The sequence below is a fragment of the Mycobacterium lehmannii genome (assembly GCF_001499925.1).
Taxonomy (GTDB): Bacteria; Actinomycetota; Actinomycetes; order Mycobacteriales; family Mycobacteriaceae; genus Mycobacterium; species Mycobacterium lehmannii.
Genome location: NZ_LQIR01000001.1, coordinates 100361 through 124041 on the forward strand (window position 1 = coordinate 100361; position 23681 = coordinate 124041).

Annotated in this window: 26 protein-coding genes and 2 pseudogenes; 10 read left to right on the forward strand and 18 right to left on the reverse strand. The window is 66.6% G+C overall.

The annotated features are described in order from the left end of the window. Positions 1 to 26 precede the first annotated feature (26 nt). Together AU192_RS00495 and AU192_RS00500 are read right to left on the reverse strand one after the other, a co-directional pair. Positions 27 to 443: a nuclear transport factor 2 family protein gene (locus AU192_RS00495; protein WP_207544893.1), complete on the reverse strand. Its 417-nt coding sequence runs from the start codon at positions 441 to 443 to the stop codon at positions 27 to 29. A 16-nt stretch (positions 444 to 459) separates the two neighbouring features. After that, the gene (locus AU192_RS00500; RefSeq protein ID WP_064393759.1) at positions 460 to 2280 is read right to left on the reverse strand and encodes an N-acyl-D-amino-acid deacylase family protein; all 1821 of its coding nucleotides are present in this window, start codon (positions 2278 to 2280) and stop codon (positions 460 to 462) included. 126 nt (positions 2281 to 2406) lie between these two features. On the opposite strand from AU192_RS00500, the gene AU192_RS00505 reads away from it, so the two are divergent. From AU192_RS00505 to AU192_RS00520, 4 genes are all read left to right on the forward strand, one after another. Further along, complete coding sequence (locus AU192_RS00505) at positions 2407 to 3318, forward strand: dienelactone hydrolase family protein (protein WP_064393760.1); 912 nt, start codon at positions 2407 to 2409, stop codon at positions 3316 to 3318. Between the two features lie 411 nt (positions 3319 to 3729). After that, positions 3730 to 4128, forward strand: a complete 399-nt coding sequence (locus AU192_RS00510; RefSeq protein WP_064394150.1) for a hypothetical protein — start codon at positions 3730 to 3732, stop codon at positions 4126 to 4128. A 259-nt stretch (positions 4129 to 4387) separates the two neighbouring features. Beyond that, a complete protein-coding gene (locus tag AU192_RS00515; RefSeq protein ID WP_064393761.1) occupies positions 4388 to 4846 on the forward strand; it encodes a hypothetical protein in 459 nt (152 codons plus the stop codon). Continuing rightward, positions 4843 to 5541, forward strand: a complete 699-nt coding sequence (locus AU192_RS00520; protein WP_064393762.1) for an HAD family hydrolase — start codon at positions 4843 to 4845, stop codon at positions 5539 to 5541. Before AU192_RS00515 ends, AU192_RS00520 begins: the two co-directional genes overlap by 4 nt. 13 nt (positions 5542 to 5554) lie before the next feature. Here the strand turns inward: AU192_RS00520 and AU192_RS00525 are convergent, their stop codons facing one another. The 3 genes and pseudogenes from AU192_RS00525 to AU192_RS00535 all read right to left on the reverse strand — a co-directional run bounded on the left by AU192_RS00525 (position 5555) and on the right by AU192_RS00535 (position 8631). Further along, positions 5555 to 6655 (reverse strand): Rv2629 family ribosome hibernation factor, encoded by a 1101-nt coding sequence (locus AU192_RS00525; RefSeq protein WP_064393763.1) that lies wholly within the window; start codon positions 6653 to 6655, stop codon positions 5555 to 5557. A 99-nt stretch (positions 6656 to 6754) separates the two neighbouring features. Continuing rightward, entirely contained in the window at positions 6755 to 8029 is a 1275-nt protein-coding gene (locus AU192_RS00530) for a cytochrome P450 (RefSeq protein WP_064394151.1), read from the reverse strand. Positions 8030 to 8128: 99 nt separating this feature from the next. Then, positions 8129 to 8631: pseudogene (locus tag AU192_RS00535) on the reverse strand (YybH family protein). 265 nt (positions 8632 to 8896) lie between these two features. On the opposite strand from AU192_RS00535, the gene AU192_RS00540 reads away from it, so the two are divergent. Then, positions 8897 to 9856, forward strand: coding sequence for an alpha/beta hydrolase (locus AU192_RS00540; protein WP_064393764.1), 960 nt, complete (start codon positions 8897 to 8899; stop codon positions 9854 to 9856). 25 nt (positions 9857 to 9881) lie between these two features. On the opposite strand, the gene AU192_RS00545 is transcribed toward AU192_RS00540, so the two are convergent. Further along, positions 9882 to 10346: an SRPBCC family protein gene (locus tag AU192_RS00545; protein WP_064393765.1), complete on the reverse strand. Its 465-nt coding sequence runs from the start codon at positions 10344 to 10346 to the stop codon at positions 9882 to 9884. Between the two features lie 94 nt (positions 10347 to 10440). Here AU192_RS00545 and AU192_RS00550 point away from each other — a divergent pair, with 94 nt between their 5' ends. Further along, complete coding sequence (locus AU192_RS00550) at positions 10441 to 11322, forward strand: TIGR03854 family LLM class F420-dependent oxidoreductase (protein ID WP_064394152.1); 882 nt, start codon at positions 10441 to 10443, stop codon at positions 11320 to 11322. 18 nt (positions 11323 to 11340) lie between these two features. On the opposite strand, the gene AU192_RS00555 is transcribed toward AU192_RS00550, so the two are convergent. Together AU192_RS00555 and AU192_RS00560 are read right to left on the reverse strand one after the other, a co-directional pair. Beyond that, the gene (locus AU192_RS00555; RefSeq protein WP_064393766.1) at positions 11341 to 11685 is read right to left on the reverse strand and encodes a hypothetical protein; all 345 of its coding nucleotides are present in this window, start codon (positions 11683 to 11685) and stop codon (positions 11341 to 11343) included. A 68-nt stretch (positions 11686 to 11753) separates the two neighbouring features. Next, a complete protein-coding gene (locus tag AU192_RS00560; protein WP_064393767.1) occupies positions 11754 to 11963 on the reverse strand; it encodes a hypothetical protein in 210 nt (69 codons plus the stop codon). Between the two features lie 198 nt (positions 11964 to 12161). Between AU192_RS00560 and AU192_RS00565 the strand changes: the two genes are divergently transcribed. Beyond that, positions 12162 to 13049 (forward strand): cyclopropane mycolic acid synthase family methyltransferase, encoded by an 888-nt coding sequence (locus tag AU192_RS00565; RefSeq protein ID WP_064393768.1) that lies wholly within the window; start codon positions 12162 to 12164, stop codon positions 13047 to 13049. On the opposite strand, the gene AU192_RS00570 is transcribed toward AU192_RS00565, so the two are convergent. The 4 genes from AU192_RS00570 to AU192_RS00585 all read right to left on the reverse strand — a co-directional run bounded on the left by AU192_RS00570 (position 13046) and on the right by AU192_RS00585 (position 16094). Beyond that, a complete protein-coding gene (locus tag AU192_RS00570; RefSeq protein ID WP_064393769.1) occupies positions 13046 to 13285 on the reverse strand; it encodes a DUF1660 family phage protein in 240 nt (79 codons plus the stop codon). The two genes, AU192_RS00565 and AU192_RS00570, sit on opposite strands and share 4 nt — an antisense overlap. After that, positions 13282 to 15117: an MFS transporter gene (locus AU192_RS00575; protein ID WP_064393770.1), complete on the reverse strand. Its 1836-nt coding sequence runs from the start codon at positions 15115 to 15117 to the stop codon at positions 13282 to 13284. Before AU192_RS00575 ends, AU192_RS00570 begins: the two co-directional genes overlap by 4 nt. An 82-nt stretch (positions 15118 to 15199) precedes the next feature. Further along, on the reverse strand, positions 15200 to 15712 hold the full coding sequence (locus tag AU192_RS00580; RefSeq protein ID WP_341271737.1) for a GNAT family N-acetyltransferase: 513 nt from the start codon (positions 15710 to 15712) through the stop codon (positions 15200 to 15202). Positions 15713 to 15716: 4 nt separating this feature from the next. Beyond that, positions 15717 to 16094 carry a thiol-disulfide oxidoreductase DCC family protein gene (locus AU192_RS00585; RefSeq protein WP_064393771.1) on the reverse strand — a complete coding sequence of 126 codons (378 nt, stop codon included), beginning with the start codon at positions 16092 to 16094 and terminating at the stop codon, positions 15717 to 15719. 44 nt (positions 16095 to 16138) lie between these two features. Here AU192_RS00585 and AU192_RS00590 point away from each other — a divergent pair, with 44 nt between their 5' ends. Beyond that, positions 16139 to 17089 carry a threonine ammonia-lyase gene (locus tag AU192_RS00590; RefSeq protein WP_064393772.1) on the forward strand — a complete coding sequence of 317 codons (951 nt, stop codon included), beginning with the start codon at positions 16139 to 16141 and terminating at the stop codon, positions 17087 to 17089. Positions 17090 to 17108: 19 nt separating this feature from the next. Here AU192_RS00590 and AU192_RS00595 read toward each other — a convergent pair whose 3' ends face one another. Further along, positions 17109 to 18575 (reverse strand): peptide MFS transporter, encoded by a 1467-nt coding sequence (locus AU192_RS00595; protein WP_064393773.1) that lies wholly within the window; start codon positions 18573 to 18575, stop codon positions 17109 to 17111. A gap of 221 nt (positions 18576 to 18796) precedes the next feature. On the opposite strand from AU192_RS00595, the gene AU192_RS00600 reads away from it, so the two are divergent. Both AU192_RS00600 and AU192_RS00605 read left to right on the forward strand, forming a co-directional pair. Further along, complete coding sequence (locus AU192_RS00600) at positions 18797 to 20167, forward strand: DUF7159 family protein (protein WP_064393774.1); 1371 nt, start codon at positions 18797 to 18799, stop codon at positions 20165 to 20167. Between the two features lie 328 nt (positions 20168 to 20495). Then, complete coding sequence (locus tag AU192_RS00605) at positions 20496 to 21227, forward strand: L,D-transpeptidase (protein WP_064393775.1); 732 nt, start codon at positions 20496 to 20498, stop codon at positions 21225 to 21227. On the opposite strand, the gene AU192_RS00610 is transcribed toward AU192_RS00605, so the two are convergent. The 5 genes and pseudogenes from AU192_RS00610 to AU192_RS25315 all read right to left on the reverse strand — a co-directional run. Continuing rightward, a complete protein-coding gene (locus AU192_RS00610; protein WP_064393776.1) occupies positions 21224 to 21913 on the reverse strand; it encodes a sterol desaturase family protein in 690 nt (229 codons plus the stop codon). The two genes, AU192_RS00605 and AU192_RS00610, sit on opposite strands and share 4 nt — an antisense overlap. Then, positions 21910 to 22632, reverse strand: coding sequence for a FadR/GntR family transcriptional regulator (locus AU192_RS00615; RefSeq protein WP_064393777.1), 723 nt, complete (start codon positions 22630 to 22632; stop codon positions 21910 to 21912). The genes AU192_RS00610 and AU192_RS00615 overlap by 4 nt, the downstream gene beginning before the upstream one ends. A 52-nt stretch (positions 22633 to 22684) precedes the next feature. Further along, complete coding sequence (locus AU192_RS00620) at positions 22685 to 23056, reverse strand: nuclear transport factor 2 family protein (RefSeq protein ID WP_064393778.1); 372 nt, start codon at positions 23054 to 23056, stop codon at positions 22685 to 22687. An 11-nt stretch (positions 23057 to 23067) separates the two neighbouring features. Further along, a complete protein-coding gene (locus AU192_RS00625) occupies positions 23068 to 23481 on the reverse strand; it encodes a lipoprotein LpqH (RefSeq protein ID WP_064393779.1) in 414 nt (137 codons plus the stop codon). A 97-nt stretch (positions 23482 to 23578) separates the two neighbouring features. Continuing rightward, positions 23579 to 23674 (reverse strand): annotated as a pseudogene (locus tag AU192_RS25315) (peroxidase-related enzyme); the annotation flags it as partial. Positions 23675 to 23681 lie beyond the last annotated feature (7 nt).

Consider the following 23681-nt stretch of genomic DNA (forward strand, 5'->3'; position numbering starts at 1 on the left):
CATTGCCACGCGCCCTCAGGGCTGAGTCAGACCAGTCCGGTCGCGTCGAACACCCATGACATGTCGGCGTTGGCGAAGTCGTCCATCCACGTGGCCGGCGCGTTGTTGGCCAGCGCGCCCATGTCCCAGTAGTCCTTCCACAGCGTGATCTTGCCGTCCTCGACGCGATGCACGCTGACGAATTTCAGTACAGCCGATTCACCTGTGGCCCAGTGCCATTCCTCGGAATGCTCGTACATCACGTCCGCACCGTTGTCGACCAGCAACCCCGTGAAGTTCTCGTAGGAGGCCAACGGCGCCAAGCCGATCTTGAGCCGCTTGACGATGTCCTCCGGCCCGCGCGCAGCGGCTGCCGGACCTACGGGCACGTCGAGGTAGATGCAGTCGTCGGACAGAAAGGTCTTGACCGCCTCCCAGTCGCGCGCCGAGAGCGCCTTCCACATGCCCAGAACCGTATCCTCAACCGACACTGGCCAATTCCCCTTCCTGCTCGACGAGCGCGGGCGCCTTGTGCGCTGCGCGCAGGAACCGTCCGGTCCGCCGTTTGCCGACGAGATGCGTCGGCTTGCCGTCGAGGAAGACCGCGCGGCCGCCGACGAACACACCCGAGACAGTGTCGTCGTTGCGGTTGACCATGCGCGACAGCCCGCCGTAATGGTCGACGCGCTCTTCTGCGTAGCGGTCCAGCGAATCGTCGAGGTGCGCGGGGTCGACGATCACGATGTCGGCGCGGTCGCCGATACGCAGGTGCCCGGCGTCCAGGCGATACCAGTCGGCCAGCTCACCGGTGAGCCGGTGCACCGCGTGTTCGACCGTCATGAACGGCTTCCCGGCGCGTTCGGCGCTGTACACGTGGCGCAGCAACCGCAGACCCATGTTGTAGAACGCCATGTTGCGCAGGTGCGCACCGGCATCCGAGAAGCCCATCTGGATGCCGGAATCGGCGGCGAGCTTCTTGAGCACCTCGGGGCGATGGTTGGAAATCGTGGTGCGCCATCGCAGTGCCGTGCCGTGTTCGAGCACCAGGTCGAGGAAGGCGTCGACGGGATGCACACCGCCGCGCTCCTGACCGACCAGACCGAACGACTTGCCGACGATCGATGTGTCCGGGCACGCGACGATCTCGGCGTCGAAGAAGTCGCGCTGCCACACCCGGATGCCGAGCTTGCTCTCGTACTCCTTGCGGAATCGGCGCCGGTAGGCCGCATCGCGCATGAGCTCGTTGCGCTCGACCTCGTCGCGCAGATGCAGCGCCGCCGCGCCCGCGCCGAATTCCTCGAAGACCACCAGATCGATGCCGTCGGCGTAAACCTCGAAAGGGACCGGCAGATGCTGCCAACGGAAGTTGCCGCCGAGCCTGTTGACCAGCCGCGCGGCCGGACCGAGCGCGTGGATGCTGTACGGGTTCGATTTCACGTCCGCGGCCGACAACAAGCTGGTCTTGAGCGGATTGCGGATGAGGCCCAGCGACTGCGCCAGCTGTGAGCCGAGGTTGAGCGGGTTCTCGATGTCGGGGCCGGACTGCAGAACCCGGCCTGCGCGTCGCAGCAACGCCTTCAACCGACGCAGCTCGCGCGGTTTGGCGTAGGTCGACGGGAGGGTCCTCGACCGGCACACGTCACCATCGAGCTTGTCGAAAAGCAGCTGTTGCGACGACATTCCGACGAATCCGGCCTCCAGCGCCTCCGACAGCCAACACTCCATCTGAGCTTGCTCGGCCTCGGTGGGGCGCTGGTCCTTACGCGTGGCGCGGTCGAGTCCCATGGTCGCGGCGCGCATGTCGGAGTGACCGATGAATGCCGCGATGTTGGGGCCGAGCGGCCGGGATTCCAGAGCTTGGATGTATTGCTCGCAGTTCGACCAGGTCTTGTGCTCTTCGACCGCGGCGATCACGTGGTCACGGGGGATCGCCTCGACCCGACCGAAGATGTCACCGGCGTCGCTGGCGTCGACGTGCACGGTCGACAGCGAGCAGGACCCGAGCATCACCGTGGTCACGCCGTGGCGCAGCGACTCGGCGAGGGCGGGACCGTTGAGCACTTCGACGTCGTAGTGGGTGTGGATGTCGAGCATGCCGGGCATGACCCACTTACCGGTCGCGTCGATGACTTGCGGGCAACCGGTCGCGTCGAGATCGTCTTCGCTGACCGCCACCACACGGCCCGCGCGGATACCGAGGTTGCGGATCGCCGACGGAGCGCCGGTGCCGTCGAACCAGAGGCCGTTGCGGATGATCGTGTCGTAGCTCACCCCGCCATAGAACAGCCCGGCGATTGCCATGTCAACGAAATCTGTGAACAGATTCGCGAATTTGTCTACTGTGCTTGCTGACGTGCATGTATCCGACGATGTTGCGGCCTCGTGCGAGGGTTCCGGCGGTGTCCGTATCGGGGCATACTCGCTGGGATGACCCCCCTCCAGCGGTACATCGCCGAAGAGATCGCCACCGACCACGTCGACGGCCTGCTGTCGCGGCGGGAGGCGCTGCGCCGGTTGGCGCTGCTCGGTGTCGGCACCGCGGGCGCGACCGCGTTGTTCGCCGCATGCGGCCAGAACCGGGAGCCGACGGCCGACGCCCCGGCCACGTCGAGCGGCGCCGTCACGGCCAGCGCCCCGCCGCCCGGCAGCGAGACAGCGGTGGCGACCACACCGGTCAGCTGGGCTGGGCCTCGCGGCGAATTGCAGGCCGCTTGGGCCCAGGCGCCGGACGTCCGCGGCGGCGTGCTCGTCATCCACGAAAACAAGGGACTCAACGACTACATCCGTTCGGTGGCGGGTCGCTTCGCCGGAATCGGCTACTCAGCGCTGGCGATCGACCTGCTCTCGGCGAAGGGCGGGACATCGACGTTCGCCGATCCCGCGGAGGCGACCGCGGCGCTGGGCAAGATCCCGCCAGAGGAAGGGGTCGCGGATCTGAAATCGGGCATCGACGAACTGCAACGACGCGTTCCCGGCAAGAAGGTCGCGGCGGTCGGCTTCTGCATGGGCGGTGGTTATGTGTGGCGGTTGTTGGACTCCGGTGAGCCTCGGCTGTCGGCGGCGGTCCCGTTCTACGGGCCCACACCCGACAACCCCGACTTCTCCGGATCGAAAGACGTTGCCGTGCTGGGGATTTACGCGGCCCAGGATCAGCGGGTGAACGCCACCGAACCCGTCGCGCGGGCGGCACTCGAAAAAGCCGGTCTGGTTTTCGAGTTGGTCACCGAACCCGACTCCAACCACGCATTCTTCAACGACACCGGCGAGCGTTACAACGCGACCGCCGCGGCCGACGCGTGGCACCGTGTGCAGGACTGGTTCACCCGATACGTCGCCTGATCCCATTCCCGCGACCGTGCGTGCCTGCACACGACACGCCGCGGAAAATCAGCCTTTTGCGCACCGTCGCGGGCCGACGAATGTGCGCAAACCCCGCCACAGTCCGCACATTCACCGGTAGTTCGTCTGCCCGCCACCGACTCGTCAACGCCAGCACACGGCCCACGGTCACATTCAGCGCATGCGCGTCGTGCCGATCGCCAATTTCTACGGCCCGCTCTCGGGTGTCCTGCGCACAGCGGTCGATCGCCTCGTCGCCGAGTACCGCACGCTCGTTGACCCGCGACGGTGCGCAAAGTGCGGATCTAACGCGGCGTGTCGTCAGCAGACCCGCACGCTCGCGTAACAGGGATGGTGCACGCTCGCCGAAAGGGGGCACGCGCACGTGTGGCCTTGGCCTACGATCCGGAGATGATCAGGTCGCTGATGGTCGGGGTCTTCACCGTCGCGCTGAGCTGTGCGTCGGTCACCGCGACGGCAGCCGCGGACCCGGACGAGCCGCCCTGCTCCTTCACCCTCTCCGCCCCGCACGTCGTGCACGTATCAGGAACGGACATGGTGGCGGTGACGATGTCGCCGTCGAACTGCGACGGCGGCACCCCGTATCAGTCGATCGCCTGCGTCGAACTCCAGGGCAACGCGGGGCCGGAGAACTGTGTGCAGAACAACGGGCTGTTAACAGCGCGGGCGTACTACTCGCCGTATCAACCGGGCGCGACGTACGTGGCGACGGGTCGGGGTTGCTCCACCTCGGGCAACCCGCCCGAGCCGGTCTGCGAGCCGTCCGGACCGTTGACCGCGACGCTCTAGCATCGCCCAACAACGGGAATCCTGAGCTCCGCTCCGCAACAACGCTTTTCGTTGCTCAAGCGGGTAATTCCGTCGGCCGGTGGGCCGAAATCCCTGCCAGACAGCTGCGGGCGAGCCGCCATCGACTCAGCGAGCGCTGTCCCTATGGCGGCCGCCCCTAACTGTCTGACCATCGGCCGTTTAGCCGGATGGCTGCCCGGGCACACGCAGAATTAGCGGGTTCGTCAACGAGCCGGCTCGACAGACCAGAGGAGCCGACATGGATAACAACGCCATCGTGTGGATCATCGTCGCCATCGTCCTGATCGCCGCGATCGTGGCGGTGGCGCTCCTGGCGCGCAACGCGCGCAACAAGCGCCGCCGCATGGAAGCCGATCGGCTCCGCACGGAGGTCGACGAAAAGTCGCATCATCTCCGCAAGCGCGAGACCGTCGCGCAGGAAACCGAGGCTCGCGCCCGTGCCGCACAAGCCGAAGCAGAGGCGAAAGCCGCCGAGGCGGCCCGGCTGCAGGATGCTGCCCACACGCACCGCAACGCGGTCAACACCAAGCGCGACGAACTCGATGAACAACGCGCCCGCGCCGACGCCCTGGACCCGCAGACGCGAACGTCCGACTCGGTCGCCGATCCGTCGACCACCAAAACCGATGGCGTGCGAGACGATCGAACCACGCGTGCCGAGCCGAACCGGGCCCCCGAGCAGCACCACCGCTCGTGACCGAGCAAGCCAAGACCGCATCGGCCGTCCTCTTCGATATCGACGGGACGCTGGTCGACTCGAACTACCTGCACGTTCATGCCTGGTACCGGGCATTTGAGGAGGCCGGTCACCCGGTCGAGGCCTGGCGCATCCACCGCTCCATCGGGATGGATGGCACGACACTGGTCAACACGCTGGGAGCAGAGGCTGACGAGGAGACCCGTAGCCAGGCCAAGGATTTGCATTCGCGCTATTACAAGGAGTTGGCGCCGCACCTGAGGCAACTGCCGGGCGCACGCGGACTGCTCGAAGCGGTGCACAAGCTCGACATCCGGGTCGTGTTGGCGACCTCGGCACCGGAAGAGGAGCTGTCGGTGCTGCGCGAGGTGCTCGACAGCGACCACCTGGTGTACGCGGTGACTTCCTCGGAGGATGTGGACACCGCCAAACCCGAGCCCGACATCGTCGAGGTCGCTCTCGAACGCGCAGGGGTGACGGCCTCGCATGCCGTCTTCGTCGGCGACACCATCTGGGATGTTGAAGCCTGTAAACGCGCAGGTGTCGACAGCATCGCGGTGCTCAGCGGGGGAGTCTCCCGCAGTGAGCTCGAAAAGGCCGGAGCGCAGCGGGTTTTCGGGCACGCGCTGGAACTCTGCCAGCATCTCGACGACACACCGATCGCCGCGCTGGCCAATATCGTCGGCGCCCGCTGAGCCGCGCCCGGCGTCAGCGGGGCAGCGCGTAGCGCAAGATCGCGGCGACGCCGTCGGCCGGATCGATGCGCTCGTCGGTGCGGATCAACGCGGCTCCGGTGTTGATCGCCGCCATCGGCAGCGCCTCGTCGGCCCGCAGGGTCTGGCTCGGGGCCGTGCCCAGCTCGGAGAGGACGTCGGCGTTCGGCGCGATCGTGGCCAGGTCATCGCCGGCCACGACGGTCGCGTCGCCGACGTCTCCGATGATCAGGGTGTCGACGGCGCCCGCCCGCAAGGCCGCCGTCACGCCGTCCAGCCCTTCGGTCGCCATGCCCTCGCCGCGCCCGAGCTCGGCGGTGAAGCGTTGTGCGGCCTCGTCGATCGCCGCCACGCGGCGACGCTGAAACTCCTGATCGATCTCGTGTTGCAGGTCGGCGTCGTCGAACCCGCTGTGCCGCGCCCCGACGCCCACGTCGACCACCAGCGAAGCGACTCGCTCGGGTAGTTCCCCAATCAGGTCGGTGCGCGACTGAACCTCGCCGACGACGAATACGACTTCGGGTTTGGCGTCGTCGACCAGCGTGGTCAGCTGGCTTGCGACCGCCCGGATGTTCTGTTGGCGCGCCTCATCGCTGGTCCGCTGCGGATCGCCATATCCCGGGGTGTCGGCGCCCGAAGCCTTGTGCACGGGGTAGGCATCCCCGTCGACGGTGTCCGAGACCGCGGTGCCCTCGCGGTACAGCGTGATGTCGCCGCCCTCGTAGTCCACGATCACCACGGCGTACGTCGGTCGGTCGAGGCCGTGCTCGACGACCGGGACGATGTAGGGCAGTGCCGACACCCGGACGACAGGCTCGATGGGCCGAATGAGGTGTTCGTTGACCAAGACACCGTCGGCGCTGGCCACGACCGCGCGACCACTGGGCCCGACCGGGGGAGCCGCATCCGTGATGGCCTGCTCGATGCTCTCTGTCACCGCCGGATCGGCGCCCTGCTCCTCGAGCTGCTCACGCAGCGCGCGCCACTTCAGGTCCATCTGAGCCGCCGCGTCGGCGGTGTTGTGGGAATCGTCGAAGTACACCGACGCATACGGGCCGTTCGAAGTCAGCAGGGTACGAAAGTGTTCGGGATGCATGGCCGTTGGTTACCCATGGAACGCCTGACGACACAAGTGATCGGCCAACCGGGCTGCGAACCATGTCACCGCCTGCGGCGCGACCCAGTCGTGACGACCTCAGCGAGGCGGTGTCCAGGACACCGGCAGTCGCTTGATCCCGTGGATGAACGGCGACAGTAACCGCGCCGGTTCCTCGGTGGCGGCGATGTCGGGTATCTGCCGGTGCAGTTCCTCGAAGACGACGGTGATCTCGCGCCGGGCTAGGTTGGCGCCCAGACAGAAATGCGCTCCACCGCCGCCGAATCCGGCATGCGGATTGGGGCTTCGTGTCACGTCGAACGTCCAGGGGTCGGCGAACTTGTCTTCGTCGCGGTTCGCCGAGCAGTACCAGAGCGTGGCCTTGTCTCCGGCAGACATCGTGACGCCGCTGAGTTCGCAGTCTTCGGTCAAGGTGCGGCGCATGTAGTTCACCGGGAACGCCCACCGGACGATCTCCTCGACGGCGGTGGGGGCAACGGTCTCGTAGTTCGCCCACCACCGCTCGCGTTCGCGCGGATAGCGGGTGAGCGCGAGCACGCCGTGGCTGATCGCGTTGCGGGTGGTCTCGTTCCCGGCCACCACCAACAGGATGAAGAACGATGCGATCTCGGCCGATGTCAAACGTTCGCCGTCGACCTCGGCCTCGACCAGCGCGGTCGTCAGATCCTCCTGCGGGTGGGCGCGACGATCTTCGGCATGTGCGGTCGCGTAGGCGCCGATGTCCATCGCGACCTTGACGAACTCCTCGTAGTCCTGCGCGATGTCTTTGTCCCCGAAGCCGAGGATCACGTTGGTCCAGTGGAAGATCTGCTGATGGTCGTCCTCGGGGATACCCATCATGTCGCAGATCACCTGCAGCGGCAGTGGTCCGGCCAACTCCGCGACGACCTCCCCGTGGCCGTCGGGATGTTCGGCGATCATCTCTTCGACGAGGCGCCGGGCGCGATCTCTGACCGCGACCTCGGTGCGTGTGACCACCCTGGGGGTGAAAGCCCGGCTGACGATGTTTCGCAGTCGAAGATGACGCGGATCGTCGGTCACGATCATCGAGCCGAAATACTCGGACAATTCCGGGTTCGCGTCGTTGATGGTGATGCTCGGACTCGAGCTGAAGATATGCGGATGTCTGCTGGCGTACCAGACGTCGTCGAACTTGGTGATCGCCCAGTGGCCGGGACCTTCGGCCACACCGGGGGTTTCCAGCGGTGCGTGAAACGAGACCGGCGCTTCGCGGCGCAGCGTGGCGAATGCGCCGTCACGGAAGTCGTCGGGTTGCACCCAGAACTTCCAGGAACCCAGGTCGACCTCGGACAACGGCACCTCGGGCGGAGGTGTGCCGTTGACCCTGATCATGTGCGCGCCGAAGGTGGGCGGTGTCGCGGTGTCCACCCGCCCGAGGGTAGGCCGATTATTGACCGCAGAAGCCGAATCCCGAACACGTGGCCAAATGGATTATGACAACTGCCAGTTCATGTTCTTCGCGAACACGCGGGCGTCGTCGGAGATGGTGCCCAGTTCGTGACAGCGCTGGATGTAGCCCTGCACCATCACCAGGAAGTTCATCGGGTTGTAGGCGTCCTCTTCATAGCTCCACTTCCCGTCGCCGGCGTACCTGAGAACGGTGATCACGGGGTGCCGTGCACGCTGCCGTCGCCGGGATCCTTCATCGTGTTGACGTTGCGGTTGATCACCCAGCCCTTGTCGACGTCGATCGAGTACCACTCGACCGGATAGAAGGGCATCTCGCTGCCTGGGAACATGTTCATCGTCGAGACGATCCAGTCACGGATGGTCTCCCTGCCCGCCATGTTGCCGAGGGCATGTTCGACGTAGGTCGCGTCCTCGGTGAAGTGATCGGCATAGCTCGACCAGTCCCACGTCTTGCCGATGTCGACGACCGCGTCCTGATAGGCGTGAAACGCCTCCTCGATCTCCTCACGTGACCACTGACCCATTGCAGGCTCCTCGGCTCGCGGCGCAACTGGCATTGTTCTACCAAATGCGCCGGCCCCACCGGGGCGGATTGACCACACCGTCAAAGTCCGCATCTGCGAGCAGATCCTGTCTCACGCGGTTCGAGTACGCCTCGCCAAACCGACAGTTGGTTCCCAGAAGTCAAGCAGCGCAAGGGAATCAATACCGCATCGACATCACGTCCGAGGCAAAGTCAATGCGTCGAACTCACATCGCGACCACGCCGGGCCGCGATAGTGTGCCCGCATGCCCCTCGGTATCGACGCCCAAGTGCTGGAGGAGATGGCACCGCTGCTTGCCGCGGTCGGCGACGTCGACCCCGCGCCGATCGGCGATGTCGACTCACGGCGCGTCAACGGTCACCGGATGTTCGACACCGTCGCGGGCCAACGGGGGCCCGCCGCCGGCGTGGAGGTCACGCGGCACTCGCTGACTACCGATGACGGGGCAACGCTGGCGCTCGGCTGGTATCAGCGGGCGGGGGAGCAGCCGGGCAGCGCGGCGCTGTACCTGCACGGCGGCGGAATGATTTTCGGCCTTGAACACGTCGGAAGCCTCTACGACCTCGCAGTGCGGGACTACGTAGCGGCCTCCGGGGTGCCGATGCTGATGGTCGACTACCGGGTCGCTCCCGAACACCCGCACCCCGTACCGGCCGAGGACTGCTATGAGGCACTGTGCTGGCTGGCCGGCAACGCTTCGACGCTCGGCATCGAACCCGACCGGGTCGCGGTCATGGGCGACAGCGCGGGCGGCGGCCTCGCCGCGGGTGTGTGCCTGCTGGCGCGCGACCGCGGCGGCCCGGCAGTCGCACAGCAGCTACTGATCTATCCGATGCTCGACGACCGCCCCGGGACACCGGATCCCGGCCTGCTGCCGTACCTGACGTGGACGTACGACGACAACGCCACCGGGTGGGGCGCACTGTTGGGTGAGGACGCCGGATCGGCCTCCGTGTCGCCGTACGCGGCACCTGCCCGAGCCACGGACCTGAGCGCACTTCCCGACACCTACATCGACGTGGGCGATCTCGACATCTTCCGCAAGGAAGACGTCGCCTATGCGACCCGACTGGCCGACGCCGGAGTGCCCACCGAACTGCATGTGTACCCGGGTTGCCCCCACGCGTTCGAGGCCCTGGCCAGGAACGCCGGCGTCTCGCAGCGGGCGATCAGCGATCGCGTCCGGCGCCTGCGCAGCCTGTAATCCGCTGGCGGACAACGTTTCCTGCTCAGCTGCCCTCGGGCGCCTCGACCACCGCCTTGATGCGCTCGAGCGTCTTGCGCATGTCGCGGATGTTGCGCCTGCGCCGAAGCTGGCCTCCGAACACCGAGAACAGCTTCATCAGCAGCGAGTCGTTGAGCCGGAAAGACTCGGTGACCTCAGTACCGCCGTCGACGGGGGCGAGCCGGTAGTGCCAGTTGTTCACGGGCTTGTCTCCGATGAGCACCGCGAAGCCGAATTCCCGGTTCGGTTCGCAGGCCGTCACCTCACACGTCGTCCAGTAGACGGGCCCGATCTCGTTGCGTTTGACGTGGCCCCGGAACCGGGCCCCCAGCGCGGGACCGGTGGCACCACCGAGCCACTCGGCCTCCATGACTTCGGGGGAGAACTTGCCGGTGTTTCGCACATCGGCGATCAGGTCCCAGATCCGCTCCGCCGGCGCCGCCATCGCCACCGTCACCGCTCCGTCCACCGTTTCCTCGCTCTCTGGCAAGCGTTTTCGAGAACCCTAGCGCCCCGTGCACCGACGCCGCCCCGAAAGCACGCGCAAGTACGATGTCGGCGACGTGAAAATTCGATTCGGGATCGGGCTCGGCGCCGACATCGGGCCGCAACAGCTGCCGGACATCGTCGACCAGCTGGAAGACACCGGCGTCGACTCGCTGTGGTTTTCCGAACTCGTGTACTCCGAGGCCGTCGATCCGTTCGTCGGAATGGCTTTCGCTCTGGCGCGCACCCGCAGCTTGAAGGTCGGTACGTCGGTCGCGGTGCTACCGGGACGGCACCCGGTGCTCGTCGCCAAGCAGCTGGCCTCACTCGCGGCGTTAGCGCCCAAACGGGTGCTCCCGGTCTTCGGGTTGCGGTCCGCCATCGCGGCAGAACGCGAGATCTTCGTGGTGCCCGACGGGGCGCGCGCCGCGGTGTTCGACGAGGCGCTGCGGCTGCTTCGTGCGGTGCTCGAACACGACGACGTCTCGTTCGACGGCGACTACTACACGGTCTCGTCGGCGGCGGTGGCACCCCGGCCCGTCAAGCCGCTCGACATCTGGCTGGGCGGGTCGGCCCCCGCCGCGTTCCGGCGTATCGGCCGCCTGGGCGACGGTTGGCTCGGCAGCTTCGTCACTCCCGCCGAGGCGCGTCGAGCCCGACAGGCGATCCAGCGCGCGGCCGAGGATGCCGGGCGAGAGGTCGAGCCGGACCACTTCGGCATCAACCTGGCCGTCGCCGACGGCGCAGCGTCGCCGCAGATGCTGGCGGCGATCAGCCGGCGCCGGCCCGACGTCGACCCCTCCGAGCTGATCGCCGACGGTTGGCCGCAGCTGCACCGGCAACTCGACGCCTACCTGGACGCCGGCCTGACCAAATTCGTCATCCGTCCAGCGGGGCGCATCGCGATGGCCGAATTCGTCGACCAGTTCGTCGTTGAGCTGCTCCCACGGCAGAACTGACCGTCGCCGTGCACCGCCTCATCGCGACGAGATGTCGCCGTACAGGTCGGGCCAGGGCGGGCGTCGCACCATCGCCACCCCGGCGAGCGCTGAGGTCACCAGCCCGACCAGGATTCCGGCCAGCGTGATGCGGGTCGCGTCGACCGCTGGTCGCCATACCGCATCGCCGTCCTTGATGACGAACACACCGGCCGGCCTGCTCGTCACCTTGACGTTCGGCTCACCGCCGCGCCTGGCTCGGCCGCGGACTTCAGCGACGGGGAGGACGGTGGTGCCGTCGGCTGTCTCGTAGGGCTCGCCGAAGACACGCGAGGCGTTGGGATCGAAGTCGAGGCTTTCGAGCAATTCCGGACGTAGATCCATGGCGTCATGCTTACTACCCGCAGGCGAGCGGGGCAGCGGATCCTCGCGACGAGTGCGCGCGCGGTGGGTTATTCCAGCGGCAGGTCGTCCTCGGGGATCGGCACCTCGATCGCCTGATCGACCAGATCAGCTTCGTTGGCGTCCCACGTGCGTTCGCGGGAGATCGCCGAGGCGTCCTGCCAGGTGTCCTGGTCGTCGGGGTACACCGGGGTGCGCTGGTCCGCCACGTCGGCTTCGGGAATGGCATCGCCGAACGCGAGGCCGTCAGGTGTGCTCATGATCGGTCTCCGTTCTCGTTGAGGGTTACCCGTATGGGGTCCAACTTTAGTGCGGACGACAGCCATGCGGCGATACACACGCTTGACCAGGGCAATGACGGCTGCATCCAGGTGCTGTGCGTAAACTGCCTGCGACGGGGGAGGCTCTCGAACCGTGCGGAGCTTCGACCTGACCCAATTCGACGCCAGGGGCTGACCGTGCCAGAAAAATCCACCGATACCGCCCAGGACCTCACACCGCATTTCGAGGATGTGCAGTCGCACTACGACTTGTCCGACGAGTTCTACCGGCTGTTCCTGGACCCGACACAGACCTACAGTTGTGCCTTCTTCGAGCGCGACGACATGACCCTCGAGGAAGCCCAGCTCGCCAAGATCGATCTATCGCTGGGCAAGCTCGGCCTGCAACCGGGTATGACGCTGCTCGACATCGGATGCGGTTGGGGCGGGACGATCAAACGGGCGTTGGAGCGCTACGACGTCAACGTGGTGGGCCTGACGCTGAGCAAGAACCAGCAGGCCCACGTGCAGAAGGTGCTCGACGGCATCGACAGCCCCCGCAGCAAGCGGGTCCTGCTCCAGGGTTGGGAGCAGTTCCACGAACCGGTCGATCGCATCGTGTCGATCGGCGCGTTCGAGCACTTCGGCCGCGACCGCTACCCCGAGTTCTTCAAGATGGCGTACGACGCGCTGCCCGCCGACGGAGTGATGATGCTGCACACCATCGTCAAGCCCGACGATGAGGAGTTCGCGGAGCGCGGTCTGCCGCTGACCATGACCAAGCTCCGGTTCTTCAAATTCATCATGGACGAGATCTTCCCCGGCGGGGATCTGCCCCAGCCCGTCGCGGTCAAGAGGCACGCGACCCAAGCGGGATTCAAGGTGGGCCTGGTCCAGCCGTTGCGGTTGCACTACGCCCGCACGTTGGACCACTGGAGCGCCGCGCTCGAGGCCCACAAGGACGAGGCGATCGCGATTCAGTCCGAAGAGGTGTACGACCGGTACATGAAGTACCTAACCGGCTGCGCCGACCTGTTCCGCGAGGGCTACACCGACGTCTGTCAGTTCACCCTGACCAAGAGCTAACGCCGACGCAGGGCCCGCCACAGCCGCAACGGCAGCAGGCCGAGTAGAGGCGCGCGCTTCCCGAGGTCGTCGGTATCGCGTTTGTTGAACGCTTTGGCGTATCTGTGCGCGTCTTCGGCGGTGGCGTATTCCTTGGCGCCCTGCGCCTCGCCACACCGCTCGCACTGCCACCGCATGATGCGGCCATCTGCGCGGAACGTCGGATTATGCCCGAATATGCTGCAGCCCAAAGTCATTGCTGTGATGTTTCCGGTGGCATACCGACCTTGCCACGGGGATGTCGGGCGATTCGGTTCTCCGCCAACGCCGCCCGCATCGCCTTGCGGAACTCGCCGGGTCCCCAATACCGCGCACCGACCGCCCTGTGCAATTCACGCACGGACATCGGTTCGTGCTCGCTCACCGCGCGCGCGATGGTTTCGATCTCGTGGTCGAGCGCCGACTCGGGCACACCGGGCGTCGGCGGCTCACGCCATGCCCCATACCAGCCCGCCGCCGGGCCGGGCCGGTAGCGCCGCGCCTGGCTGGCTGCCCGCTCACGTTCGGTGCGCTCGGCGATGCGCGCCTGGCGGGCCGCGCGTTCCTCGTCACGCTCCGAAGGCGCTTCGGACCTCTCCTCGTCTTCGTCGGCGGTCGTCAGCGGCATGGCGAGGTCTTCGAGTTTCTGACCTTCGGCCTTCACACCGAATATCAGCTCGACGACGCCCCCGACGGCCATCACCGCCGCCCCGATCAGGAAGCTGACCGCGACGAGCCCGCGATCGCCGGATTCGATCAGTTGGCCGAACAGTAGCGGTCCGGTGATACCGCCGATGGCCGTGCCGACCGCGTAGAAGAACGCGATCGCCAAAGCCCGCGTCTCCATGGGGAAAATCTCACTGACGGTGAGATATGCGGCGCTGGCTCCCGATGAGGCGAGGAAGAAGCACACACCGAGCACGGTCATGAAGACCCACACCCCGCCCGTCTGAGACACGAACAGCACGGTCAGCGCCACAGCCACGCTCGCCGAACCCAGATATGCGAACGCGATCATCGGTTTTCGGCCGATCGTGTCGAAGAACCGGCCGAGCAGGATCGGGCCGGCGAAGTTGCTCAACGCCCACAGCGCGTAAAAGATCGGGACGGTGCCCGACGCAACATCGTAGAAACCACTCAGCAGGGTGCCCAGGTTGAACGTGAACGCGTTGTAGAGGAACGCCTGCCCGATGAACAGCGCGAGGCCGAGCACGGCCCGGCGGGGATACTTCGTGAAGGCCACGTGGGCAATCTCCCGGAAGGGAATCGCCTTGCGCTGACGCACGGTCAGCGTGCCCTCGGGTTCCTCGAGGGTCTGCCCAGTCTCGCGTTCGACCTCGCGCTCGATCTCGCCGACGATGCGTTCGGCTTCGTCCTCGCGACCGTGAATGAACAACCACCGCGGGCTTTCCGGGACGTTTCGCCGCACGACGAGAATCACGAGGCCAAAGACGGCGCCGATACCGAACGCGATGCGCCAACCGATGTCGGCCGGGAAGATCGCGGTGTTCAACAGCACCAGTGCGCCTGCCGCACCGCCGGCGGCGCCCAGCCAGTAGGAACCGTTGATGATCAGGTCGACGCGGCCACGGACACGCGCGGGGATCAACTCGTCGATTGCGGAGTTGATCGCGGCGTATTCACCGCCGATACCCGCGCCGGTGAAGAACCGCGCTATGTAGAAGTACCACGGCGCGAACGCGAAAGCCGTTGCCACCGTGGCGGCGAGGTAGACCGCGAGGGTGAGCAGGAACAGCTTCTTGCGGCCGAGCCGGTCGGTGAGCTGCCCGAAGAACAGCGCACCCAGGCATGCGCCGGTGATGTAAATCGCGGCGGCGATACCGATTTCACCTGCGGTCAACTCGATCCCGCTGCCGCTCTCGGTCAACCGAGAGGCGACGTTGCCGACCATGGTGACCTCGAGGCCGTCGAGCATCCACACCGCACCGAGTCCGATGACGACGCGCCAGTGGAATCGCGACCACGGCAACCGATCCAACCGGCTCGGAACCTGCGTGGTGATCGTGCCGGTTTGCACCCCAGAACTCATCGGCAGCCTCCTCGACCGTGGCCCAATCGGCTAGGGAGTACCCAACTTGCCGAAAAACATCCGGAGGCGGCCGAAGTCTCCCTCAGGCGAGGAGGCTTCGCTGAAGGAGCAGCGTGTCAAGCCATCGGTCGTGCTTGAATCCGACCGCGGTGAGCCGGCCGGCCTCGAGGAACCCGCGGCCGCGGTGCAACGCAGCCGAGGCGGCCGCATCGGCGTCGGCGATCACGGCGATCACCTCCCGTACGCCCGCCGTCGCGCAGGCCGCGAGCAACGCATCGAGCAGCTTTCCGCCCACCCCGCGACCGACGGCGTGTGGGGCGACGTAAACGGAGTCCTCCACCGTCTGCCGGTAGGCGGGGCGCGTCTTCCACGGAGCGCAGTAGGCGTATCCGACGATCTCACCGTCCAGAACCGCCGTCAGGAACGGCAACCCTGCTTCGACGACGGCGCCGTACCGGCGGTTCCACTCCACGCGATCGGGGCGCACCAATTCGAAGGTCGCCACGGTGTTTTCGACGTAGTGCGCGTAGATGTCAGCAATCGTGTCCAGATCGCCGCGCTGCGCTTCCCGGACGAGAACGTCGGAAATGGCCACCGGGTCAACAGCCGACAGGATGCGATTCGCAGTACGGCGTCGTACCCGGGAAGCGGTGGCGATGACTGGCGACATACCGGTACACCGCGTCCTGCAACGCACGAATCCCGGGGATCCGGTACACGAGAAGCGGGATCCGGGTTCCCAACGCGGCCGCCACCGCGGCGTTCACCGCCTGTGCGCCGTCGTACACATCGCCGGACTGGTCGTGCCACCGCGCGGCGTCGAGGATCTGTGACTGGGGGATGCCCAACCGCTCGGCGACGCCCTCGCCCTGCAGCGGCGCGGTTCGCAGACCACCCGTTCGGTTCATCTTCAGGATGAAGTAGACGGCGCGGGTGCACATCCCGCAGTTGCCGTCGAAGAACAAGGTTCCAGCCATATCGCCATTGTCTCTCCGGATTCCCTGCGGTGCACACTGGTGGGGTGGAATTGGTGACGCTCGACGACATCGAACAGGCGGCCGCGCGGATCCGGGCCTTCGTGCTGCGCACACCGCTGCTTCCCGCCCCGTGGGCCGGTGACGACGATCGGCCGTTGTGGGTCAAGCCCGAGAGCCTGCAGTCGATCGGGGCTTTCAAGGTGCGGGGTGCGTTCAATGCGATCGGCCACCTCGACGAATCCGTACGCACCAGGGGAGTGGTGGCATATTCGAGCGGGAACCACGCGCAGGCGGTGGCCTACGCGGCGGCGGTGTACGCGATACCCGCCCACATCGTGATGCCGCAGGAGACACCGGATGTGAAGGTGGCGGCCACTCGAAGCCATGGGGCGACGGTGGTGTTGTGCGGTGCGGGACAACGGGAACGGGTCGCCGCCGAGGTCGTCGAGGAGACCGGCGGTGTCCTGATACCGCCGTTCGACCACCCCGACATCATCGCCGGCCAGGGCACGATCGGGCTGGAGATCGCCGAGGATCTGCCGAGCGTCGACACCGTCCTGATACCCGTCAGCGGCGGCGGCCTCGCCTCGGGGATCGGTACGGCGATCAAGGCGATGTGCCCGAATGCCAAGGTGATCGGGGTCGAACCGGAACTGGCCGCCGACACCGCCCAGAGCCTGAGCGTCGGACATCGCGTCGACTGGTCCATCGAGGACCGCAACCGCACCATCGCCGACGGGTTACGCTCGCAACCTTCCGAATTGACGTTCGCCCACCTGCAACGGGTGCTCGATGACGTCGTCACCGTGACCGAAGACGAAATTCGTTCGGCGGTACGTGAACTCGCTCAACGTGCACACCTGGTGAGCGAACCGAGCGGGGCGGTCGCGCTGGCCGCCTACCGTAAAGGGCCGAGCCCGGCGGGCCGAACGGTCGTCGTCCTCTCCGGCGGCAACATCGAACCCGCCCTGTTGCAGGAGATTCTGGCCGGCTAGGCGTGCGGGGACGCCGCGATCAATGAACCCCCTCCATATGGCGGCTGATCCACGGCGCGAGCGCGAACACCACCACACCGGCGGCTACCGCGACCGCACCGATGATCCCGAAGTAAGCGAACTCGTGCGTCGCCTTGTAGTAACCGGCCAACACACCGGACATCGCCGTGCCGATACCGACCGAGAAGAAGTACAGCGCCATCATCTGGGCCCGGAACGCCTCGGGCGCAAGCTTTGTGGTCGCCGACAATCCGATCGGTGACAGCATCAGCTCGCTGATCGCGAACACCGCCATCACACCGACGATGTACAGCGCGGGCACCGCGCGGCCGGTCGTGCCCGCCATCGGCAGAAACAGCAGGAACGCCACGCCCATTCCGATCACGCCGTACGCGAACTTGCGCGGGGTGGTCGGGGCGCGGTCGCCGAGCCTGGTCCACATCGCCGCGAACAGCGGTGACAGCGTGATGATCCACACCGGTTCGATGGAGCCGATCCAGTTCGACGGCGCGGTCCATCCGAAGATCGACCAGTTCATTCGCTCGTCGGAGTACACGGCGAGCACGGTGAAGATCTGCTGGAACAGCGACCAGAACACGGCGTTCGCCACGAACAGCGGGATGAACGCGCGCACCCTGACGCGTTCGACGGTCGTGACGTTGGCGCTTCTCAGCATCACGACGAAATAAGTCACCGACGCCGCGACCAGGATGCCAGTCGTGACATGTGACAGGTTCGCCAGCGTCACCACGCCCGTTGCGAACACCATCCAGATGACCACCGCTCCCGCCAGCGCGATGGCCGCCAGCCGACCGATTGCGCTGCGCGGCAGGGGATTCGGTATGTGACGGCCGTGGTCGCCAAGATTTCGACGGAAGACGACGTACTGTGCCAGGCCCAAGGCCATTCCGATCGCGGCGGCGCCGAATCCGTAGTGGAAGCCGACGTGGGTCTGCAGCAACCCGGTGATGAGCGGACCGACGAAGGCGCCGAGGTTGATACCGAGATAGAACAACGTGAATCCGCCGTCGCAGCGCGGGTCACCCTTGGCGTAGAGCGTGCCGAGTAGGGACGACGCGTTGGCCTTCAGCGCCCCCGAACCGAGAGCGACGAGCACCAGCCCGACGGTCACACCCGCCAGGTCGGGGATGACGGCCAGGGCGATGTGACCGAACATCACCACGACGCCGCCGTAGAAGACGGTGCGCTCCATGCCCAGGACCCGGTCAGCGATCCAACCGCCGAGCACGGTCGACAGGTAGACCAGTCCGCCGTACGCGCCGACGATGCCGGTGGCGGTGCTCTGCGGGAGCCCGAGGCCGCCCTCGGTCACCGAGTAATAGAGGTAGTAGCCAAGGATGGTCAGCATCCCGTAGAAGGAGAACCGTTCCCACAGCTCCACTCCGAACAGGTTCGCCAAGCCGATCGGGTGACCGAGCACCGTGCGACCGCTGGGCCCGCCCTGCGTCTGCTGGACTCCTGCCATGGGTCTTCACATTGCCACGCCGACGCGTGCGCCGCGCCCGATAGCAGACAATCGACCCGGCAAAGCTGTTCGGCCTTCTCTTACAGGAGGTTCAGCGGCACAGCACATTTCGATTCTGGCCTGTGGCAGCAGCTTTCACCGCAGCGGCCACTCCCCGGGGAGCCGGCGCTGCGCCGTGCTGTTACGGTCACCCCGGTAAGTGGACGTCCGAAGGGGTATGAGTGGACGCCGTACTCGGCTTGTCGGTGACACCGTCGGCCGTCGGTCTTGTCCTCGTCGAAGGGCAGGGAGCCGACGGCGCAACGGTCGACCGCGAAGCCATTGAGATCCTGCCGACCCGCCGGTCGTCTCCGCGACACGCTTCCGATGAGGCCGCAGCCGCGGTGCTGCGCACCGAAGCGCTTGCCGCCAGCCGCGGTCACCGGTTGCACACCATCGGTGTGACGTGGAGCGACGACGCCCAAGCCGAAGCTTCGCTGCTCCTTCGATCGCTGCGCGAATGCGGGTTCGACAACGCGGTGGCGGTGCAACTGCCTGACGCGTCGGAGGCCTTGGCGTGGGGTGTGGCCGAGTTGCTCGGCAACGAGGTCACCGCGCTGTGCGTGATCGAGTACGACGCGGTCATTGCGCTGGTCGTCAACACCCGCGAGGGGGCCGTGCAGACCGCGGTCAGCCACTCGATCGACAGCGAAGAATCGTTGATCCGCTGGTTGAACACCCTGTTCACCAGGGTCGACTGGCGGCCCGAGGCGTTGGTGCTGGTGGGGTCGGGCGCGGATCTGGACGCGATCATGCCCCGGCTGGAGACCGTGTTGTCGGTGCCGGTGTTCGCGCCCGCCGAAGCCGAGTTGGCCTTGGCGCGCGGCGCTGCGCTCGCGGCGGCCGACAGCGGTCCGTCGGCGTTCGAGACCGAGCAGCCGCTCGAACGCACAGGCAGGCGGCCTCGACGACAGCCCGCACATGCCGGGCCGCTGGCCATGCTGGCCGCGGGGACGGTCACATTCGTCGTATCGGTCTCGGCGGCGATCAGCATGCAACTGGCGCCGGGCAAGGACACCACGCCCGCCGAGCCGAGCCCGGCCGCGAAATCGTCGCCCGACATCGCGGCAGCGCCCGCGCCCCGCCCGGCCGTTACGCCTGTGCCCGCGGCACCACCCGCGCCGCCGCCGGCCGCGATTCCGGTGCCGCCGGAGGAACCGCCCGTGGCCGTCGTCGACGTCCCCGCAGCGGTGGAGGATCCGCTGCCCGCCGCACCGCCACCTGAAGCGCCCGTCGCACCGGCGCCCGTCGCACCGGCGCCGGGACCGCCGGCGCTGCCGCCGGAATCGATGGCGCCCGGTCTGGTGCCTGCCGAGCCCACTCCGGTGCCCGAGCGCCGAGGCTGGTTGCAGCGGATCAGGGACCGGTTCTCCGACGTCGGCGACAACGACCCCGCGCTCCAACAGGCAACGGCACCTCCGCCCGTCGATCCCGCGTTGGCTCCACCGCCGGGGGCGCCGCTGCCTCCGCCACCGTCCGAGGCGGTCGCCGCTCCGCCGCCCGTGGACGTCGCACCCCCGGCGCGCGAACCCGCACCGCTGCCGCCCGGGTGACTCGCCGAGGGCCTACCCGACAATCCTGGACGCCACCCGCATAACGGCTATCGCAGCGATCAGGATGGCCCGACCCGGTTGCTGAACCGCGAACCGATGGTGTGCTGGGGGCACTGAACCCGTCTTCGGCGGGGATTTGCCAGCCGCCAACCGAATCACGACCTCGTCCGAGGCCGATCCGGTATGAAACGTTCTGAGCAGCGCGTTCGATAAGCGTGGGGAGTGGGTATCCGCCCGTGCTGCGACATGCGCGCGCGAGCCCGCCTTGCGATTGCCCGGGGAACTCCACGAGACGAATTAGGATAAAAGTGTGCTGAAGCTACGAAATATGCTCGCGGTGGCGAGCCTCGCGGTGCTCACCGTGGTCTCCGCCCCGACTAGTTCAGCGGGCATCGCAACACCGAACGCAGTAGCCAGCATTCAGCCTGCCGGCCAGACGGTCGGTGTGGCGCACCCGATCACGGTGACGTTCAAGCAGCCCATCGCCGACCGGGCGGCCGCTGAGCGCACGTTCGGTGTCTCCGCGCCGACGATGCCGCTCGGAACCCAGCAGGGCACCTTCGCCTGGCCCGATGACCGTGTGCTGCAGTGGACTCCAGAGAAGTTCTTTCCGGCACATTCCACCATCACCGTGATGGCGGGCGATGCCAAGGCCAACTTCCAGACCGGCTCGGAGGTGCTCGCGGTCGCCGACATCGACGCCCATACCTTCACCGTCAGCGTTGACGGCGAAACCATGCGTGAGATGCCCGCATCGATGGGCAAGCCGGGCTTCGCGACACCCAAGGGATCGTTCACGGTGCTCGAGAAGCAGAGCCCGGTGATCATGGATTCCCGCACCATCGGCATTCCGCTGGACGATCCCGAAGGCTACAAGCTCACCGTCTACTACGCCGTCCGCATCAACTGGGGCGGCGTGTACGTGCACTCGGCACCCTGGTCGACGGGATCGCAGGGGTACGAGAACGTGAGCCACGGCTGCATCAATCTCAGTCCGGACAACGCGGCGTGGTACTACGACATGGTGAGCATCGGCGACCCGGTCATCGTCCAGGCTTAATCGCCGGGCGCACCGACCAATTGCGCATCGGCATGCAGGTTCTTCACGGTCGGTGAGTTCTGCACCGCGGCCGGGTCGGGACAGGTGCCGAGCACCCTGTCGGCAGTTCCCGAACTGGTCACGGTGAACCAGTAGTGCTCGTTCTTGAAGTGATGATGCCGGTGGTTGCGCCAGATCGCGCGATACAGAGCGGTTTTCGGTTTGTAGTCGCTGTGGATCAGGTAGTGCGTCCACTCGTAGACCAGCCCGAGAGTTCCGATACAGACGAGGTATGTCAGCCCCATACCCAACCGCGGGAACGCCAAGAGTCCGACCGCGACCGTCAACGGCAACACCCACGTGGCCAACGACTTCCACGGGATGAAGATCAACGGAACGTCGCGCGGATCGCTGTGGTGCGCGCGGTGCTCTCGCGCCAGCAGCGGGTCGACCGTCAACGAGCCCAGCCGTTTCGGCTTCCAGTGCAGAACGAAGACGTGGATGATCCACTCGAAGAACGGAAACAACGCGAGCATCACCACCGGCACCATCGCATCGGTGAGCTGCCAGTCGCCGACAGCGATACGGGCTATCACCGCGGCGACGAGGGTGGCGCCGATCATCCAGGGGGAGGGGTGTTTCCAGAATTGGCGCAGCGCATCGGTGAGCGTGAAGTCCTTGCGTGCGCGCCGTGCGGTCGTGGTCATCGTTGATCCTTCAGATTGTCGAGAGCGTCCAGTAGCGCAGCGGTCGCCGGTTCGAGGAGGTCCTGGGCGGCCCGCCGGGCGCGCGACGGATCGTGTGCGGTGATCGCGTCGGCCAACTCGCGGTATGCGTGTGGCCTTCCGACCTCTGCGGCCATCACGGTGGCCAAGGCGGGAAGCGCGGGTTCGTAGGTGGCTCGCAGCGTGTTGTACATCAGCCGGAACGCGATCGAGTCGGCCCCGTCGACGATGTGGTCCCAGAAGGCCAGGGCATGGCGTTGCTGCGCGACGGGATCGTCCTCGGTGTCCAGATCTCGCAGTGTCTGATCGAGCGCTTCAGCCAGAGCGGGACCGCTGCGTTCGGCGGCCAGTTCGGCGACCTTGGGCCCGTTGTGCAACCGCGTCTCCAGGATGCTCCTGACGACGGACAGGTCGAGTTCGCCGGCTCGAATGAGCAGCCGCGGAAGAAGATCCAGACCCGCGTGGCGCCGAAAGTCGCGCACGGTGGTTGCGTCACCCTGCCGCACCTCGACCAGGCCTGCTGCGGTGAGTCGCTTGAGCGCCTCCCGAACGGCGGGCCGGGAGACGCCGAGGACCTCGGCCAGCCTGCGCTCGCTGGGCAGGGACTCGCCGGGTTGCATCTGCCCGCTGAGCACCTCGGACACGATCTGTTCGAACACGTCCTCGGGCACGGAGCGCCGATTAACCGGTTGCAGGGCCATGTGGCCAGCGTGCCACCGGACCGGACAGAGGTCAAGTGGTCAGACCAGTGGATCAGGCTCCCGCCAACCGCTCCTTCATCGTCTCGGCCAGGCTCAGGGTCGCCGACAACGGGCGCACCATCACGGTGAGCTCGCTGATGGCCCCATCCTCATCGGTTCGAACGAAATCGCAGCCTTCGATGTCCTTGTCGCCGACTTTCGCCTGGAACACCAGCGCGTGGTCCCGGGCGTCGGCCACTCCGATCTCACGGACGTAACGGAAATCCTCGAAGACCTCCATCACCGCCGCGAGGATCGTTCGCAGCGCATCGCGCCCCTTGTATGGCGTGAAGACGACGGGGCTGCGGAACACGATGTCGTCGCGGCACAGCGCGATGACGGCGTCGAGATCCCCGGACTCGACCGCCCGACGAAATTCATGCACGACGCAGACCCTCAGCAGTTGGCTTCGATGCGGAAGGTGGCCGTCACCGCGTTACTCGGGTTGTCGGTGAACGAACCATCCGCCGACCCGGTGATGGTGAACGTGCCGCCGTCACCCTCGACCTCGGCCTCGCCGATGTTCCCCTGCCAGAAGTTGCCGGTGAAGCCGCCGAAGTCGTGGAAGGTCACCGATTCGACGGTGACCTTGTCTCCGGTGCCGACGCTGGCCGTGAAGCCTTTGTTCTCATCGGGGGTCTCGATCGTCCACAGCCACCCGGACTGGGTGCACGACACGGCGTGCGGTCCACCTGTGCTCTCGCCGTTGATGGTTACCTTCGCGGTCGTCCCACCGAGTGCCGCGGGCGGTGTGGAGCAGCCCGCGACCCCGAGAATTACCGCGGCCGCCGCAACGAGTCGGATGTCCATGACGCCAGACTCTATTGGTGTTGGCGGCCGCATATGCGCGGTTCGGTCGACTACCGGTCCGGCGTGTTCCGGACCCTCAGCGGCCGGGGATACCCGTCTACCCGGAAATGGGCGGGACCGACAGCGCGATGCCGATCCGGTTGGTCGCGCCGATGAACGCGGCGATCGAGATGCCCTCCAGGATCCGATAATCGCCGGTT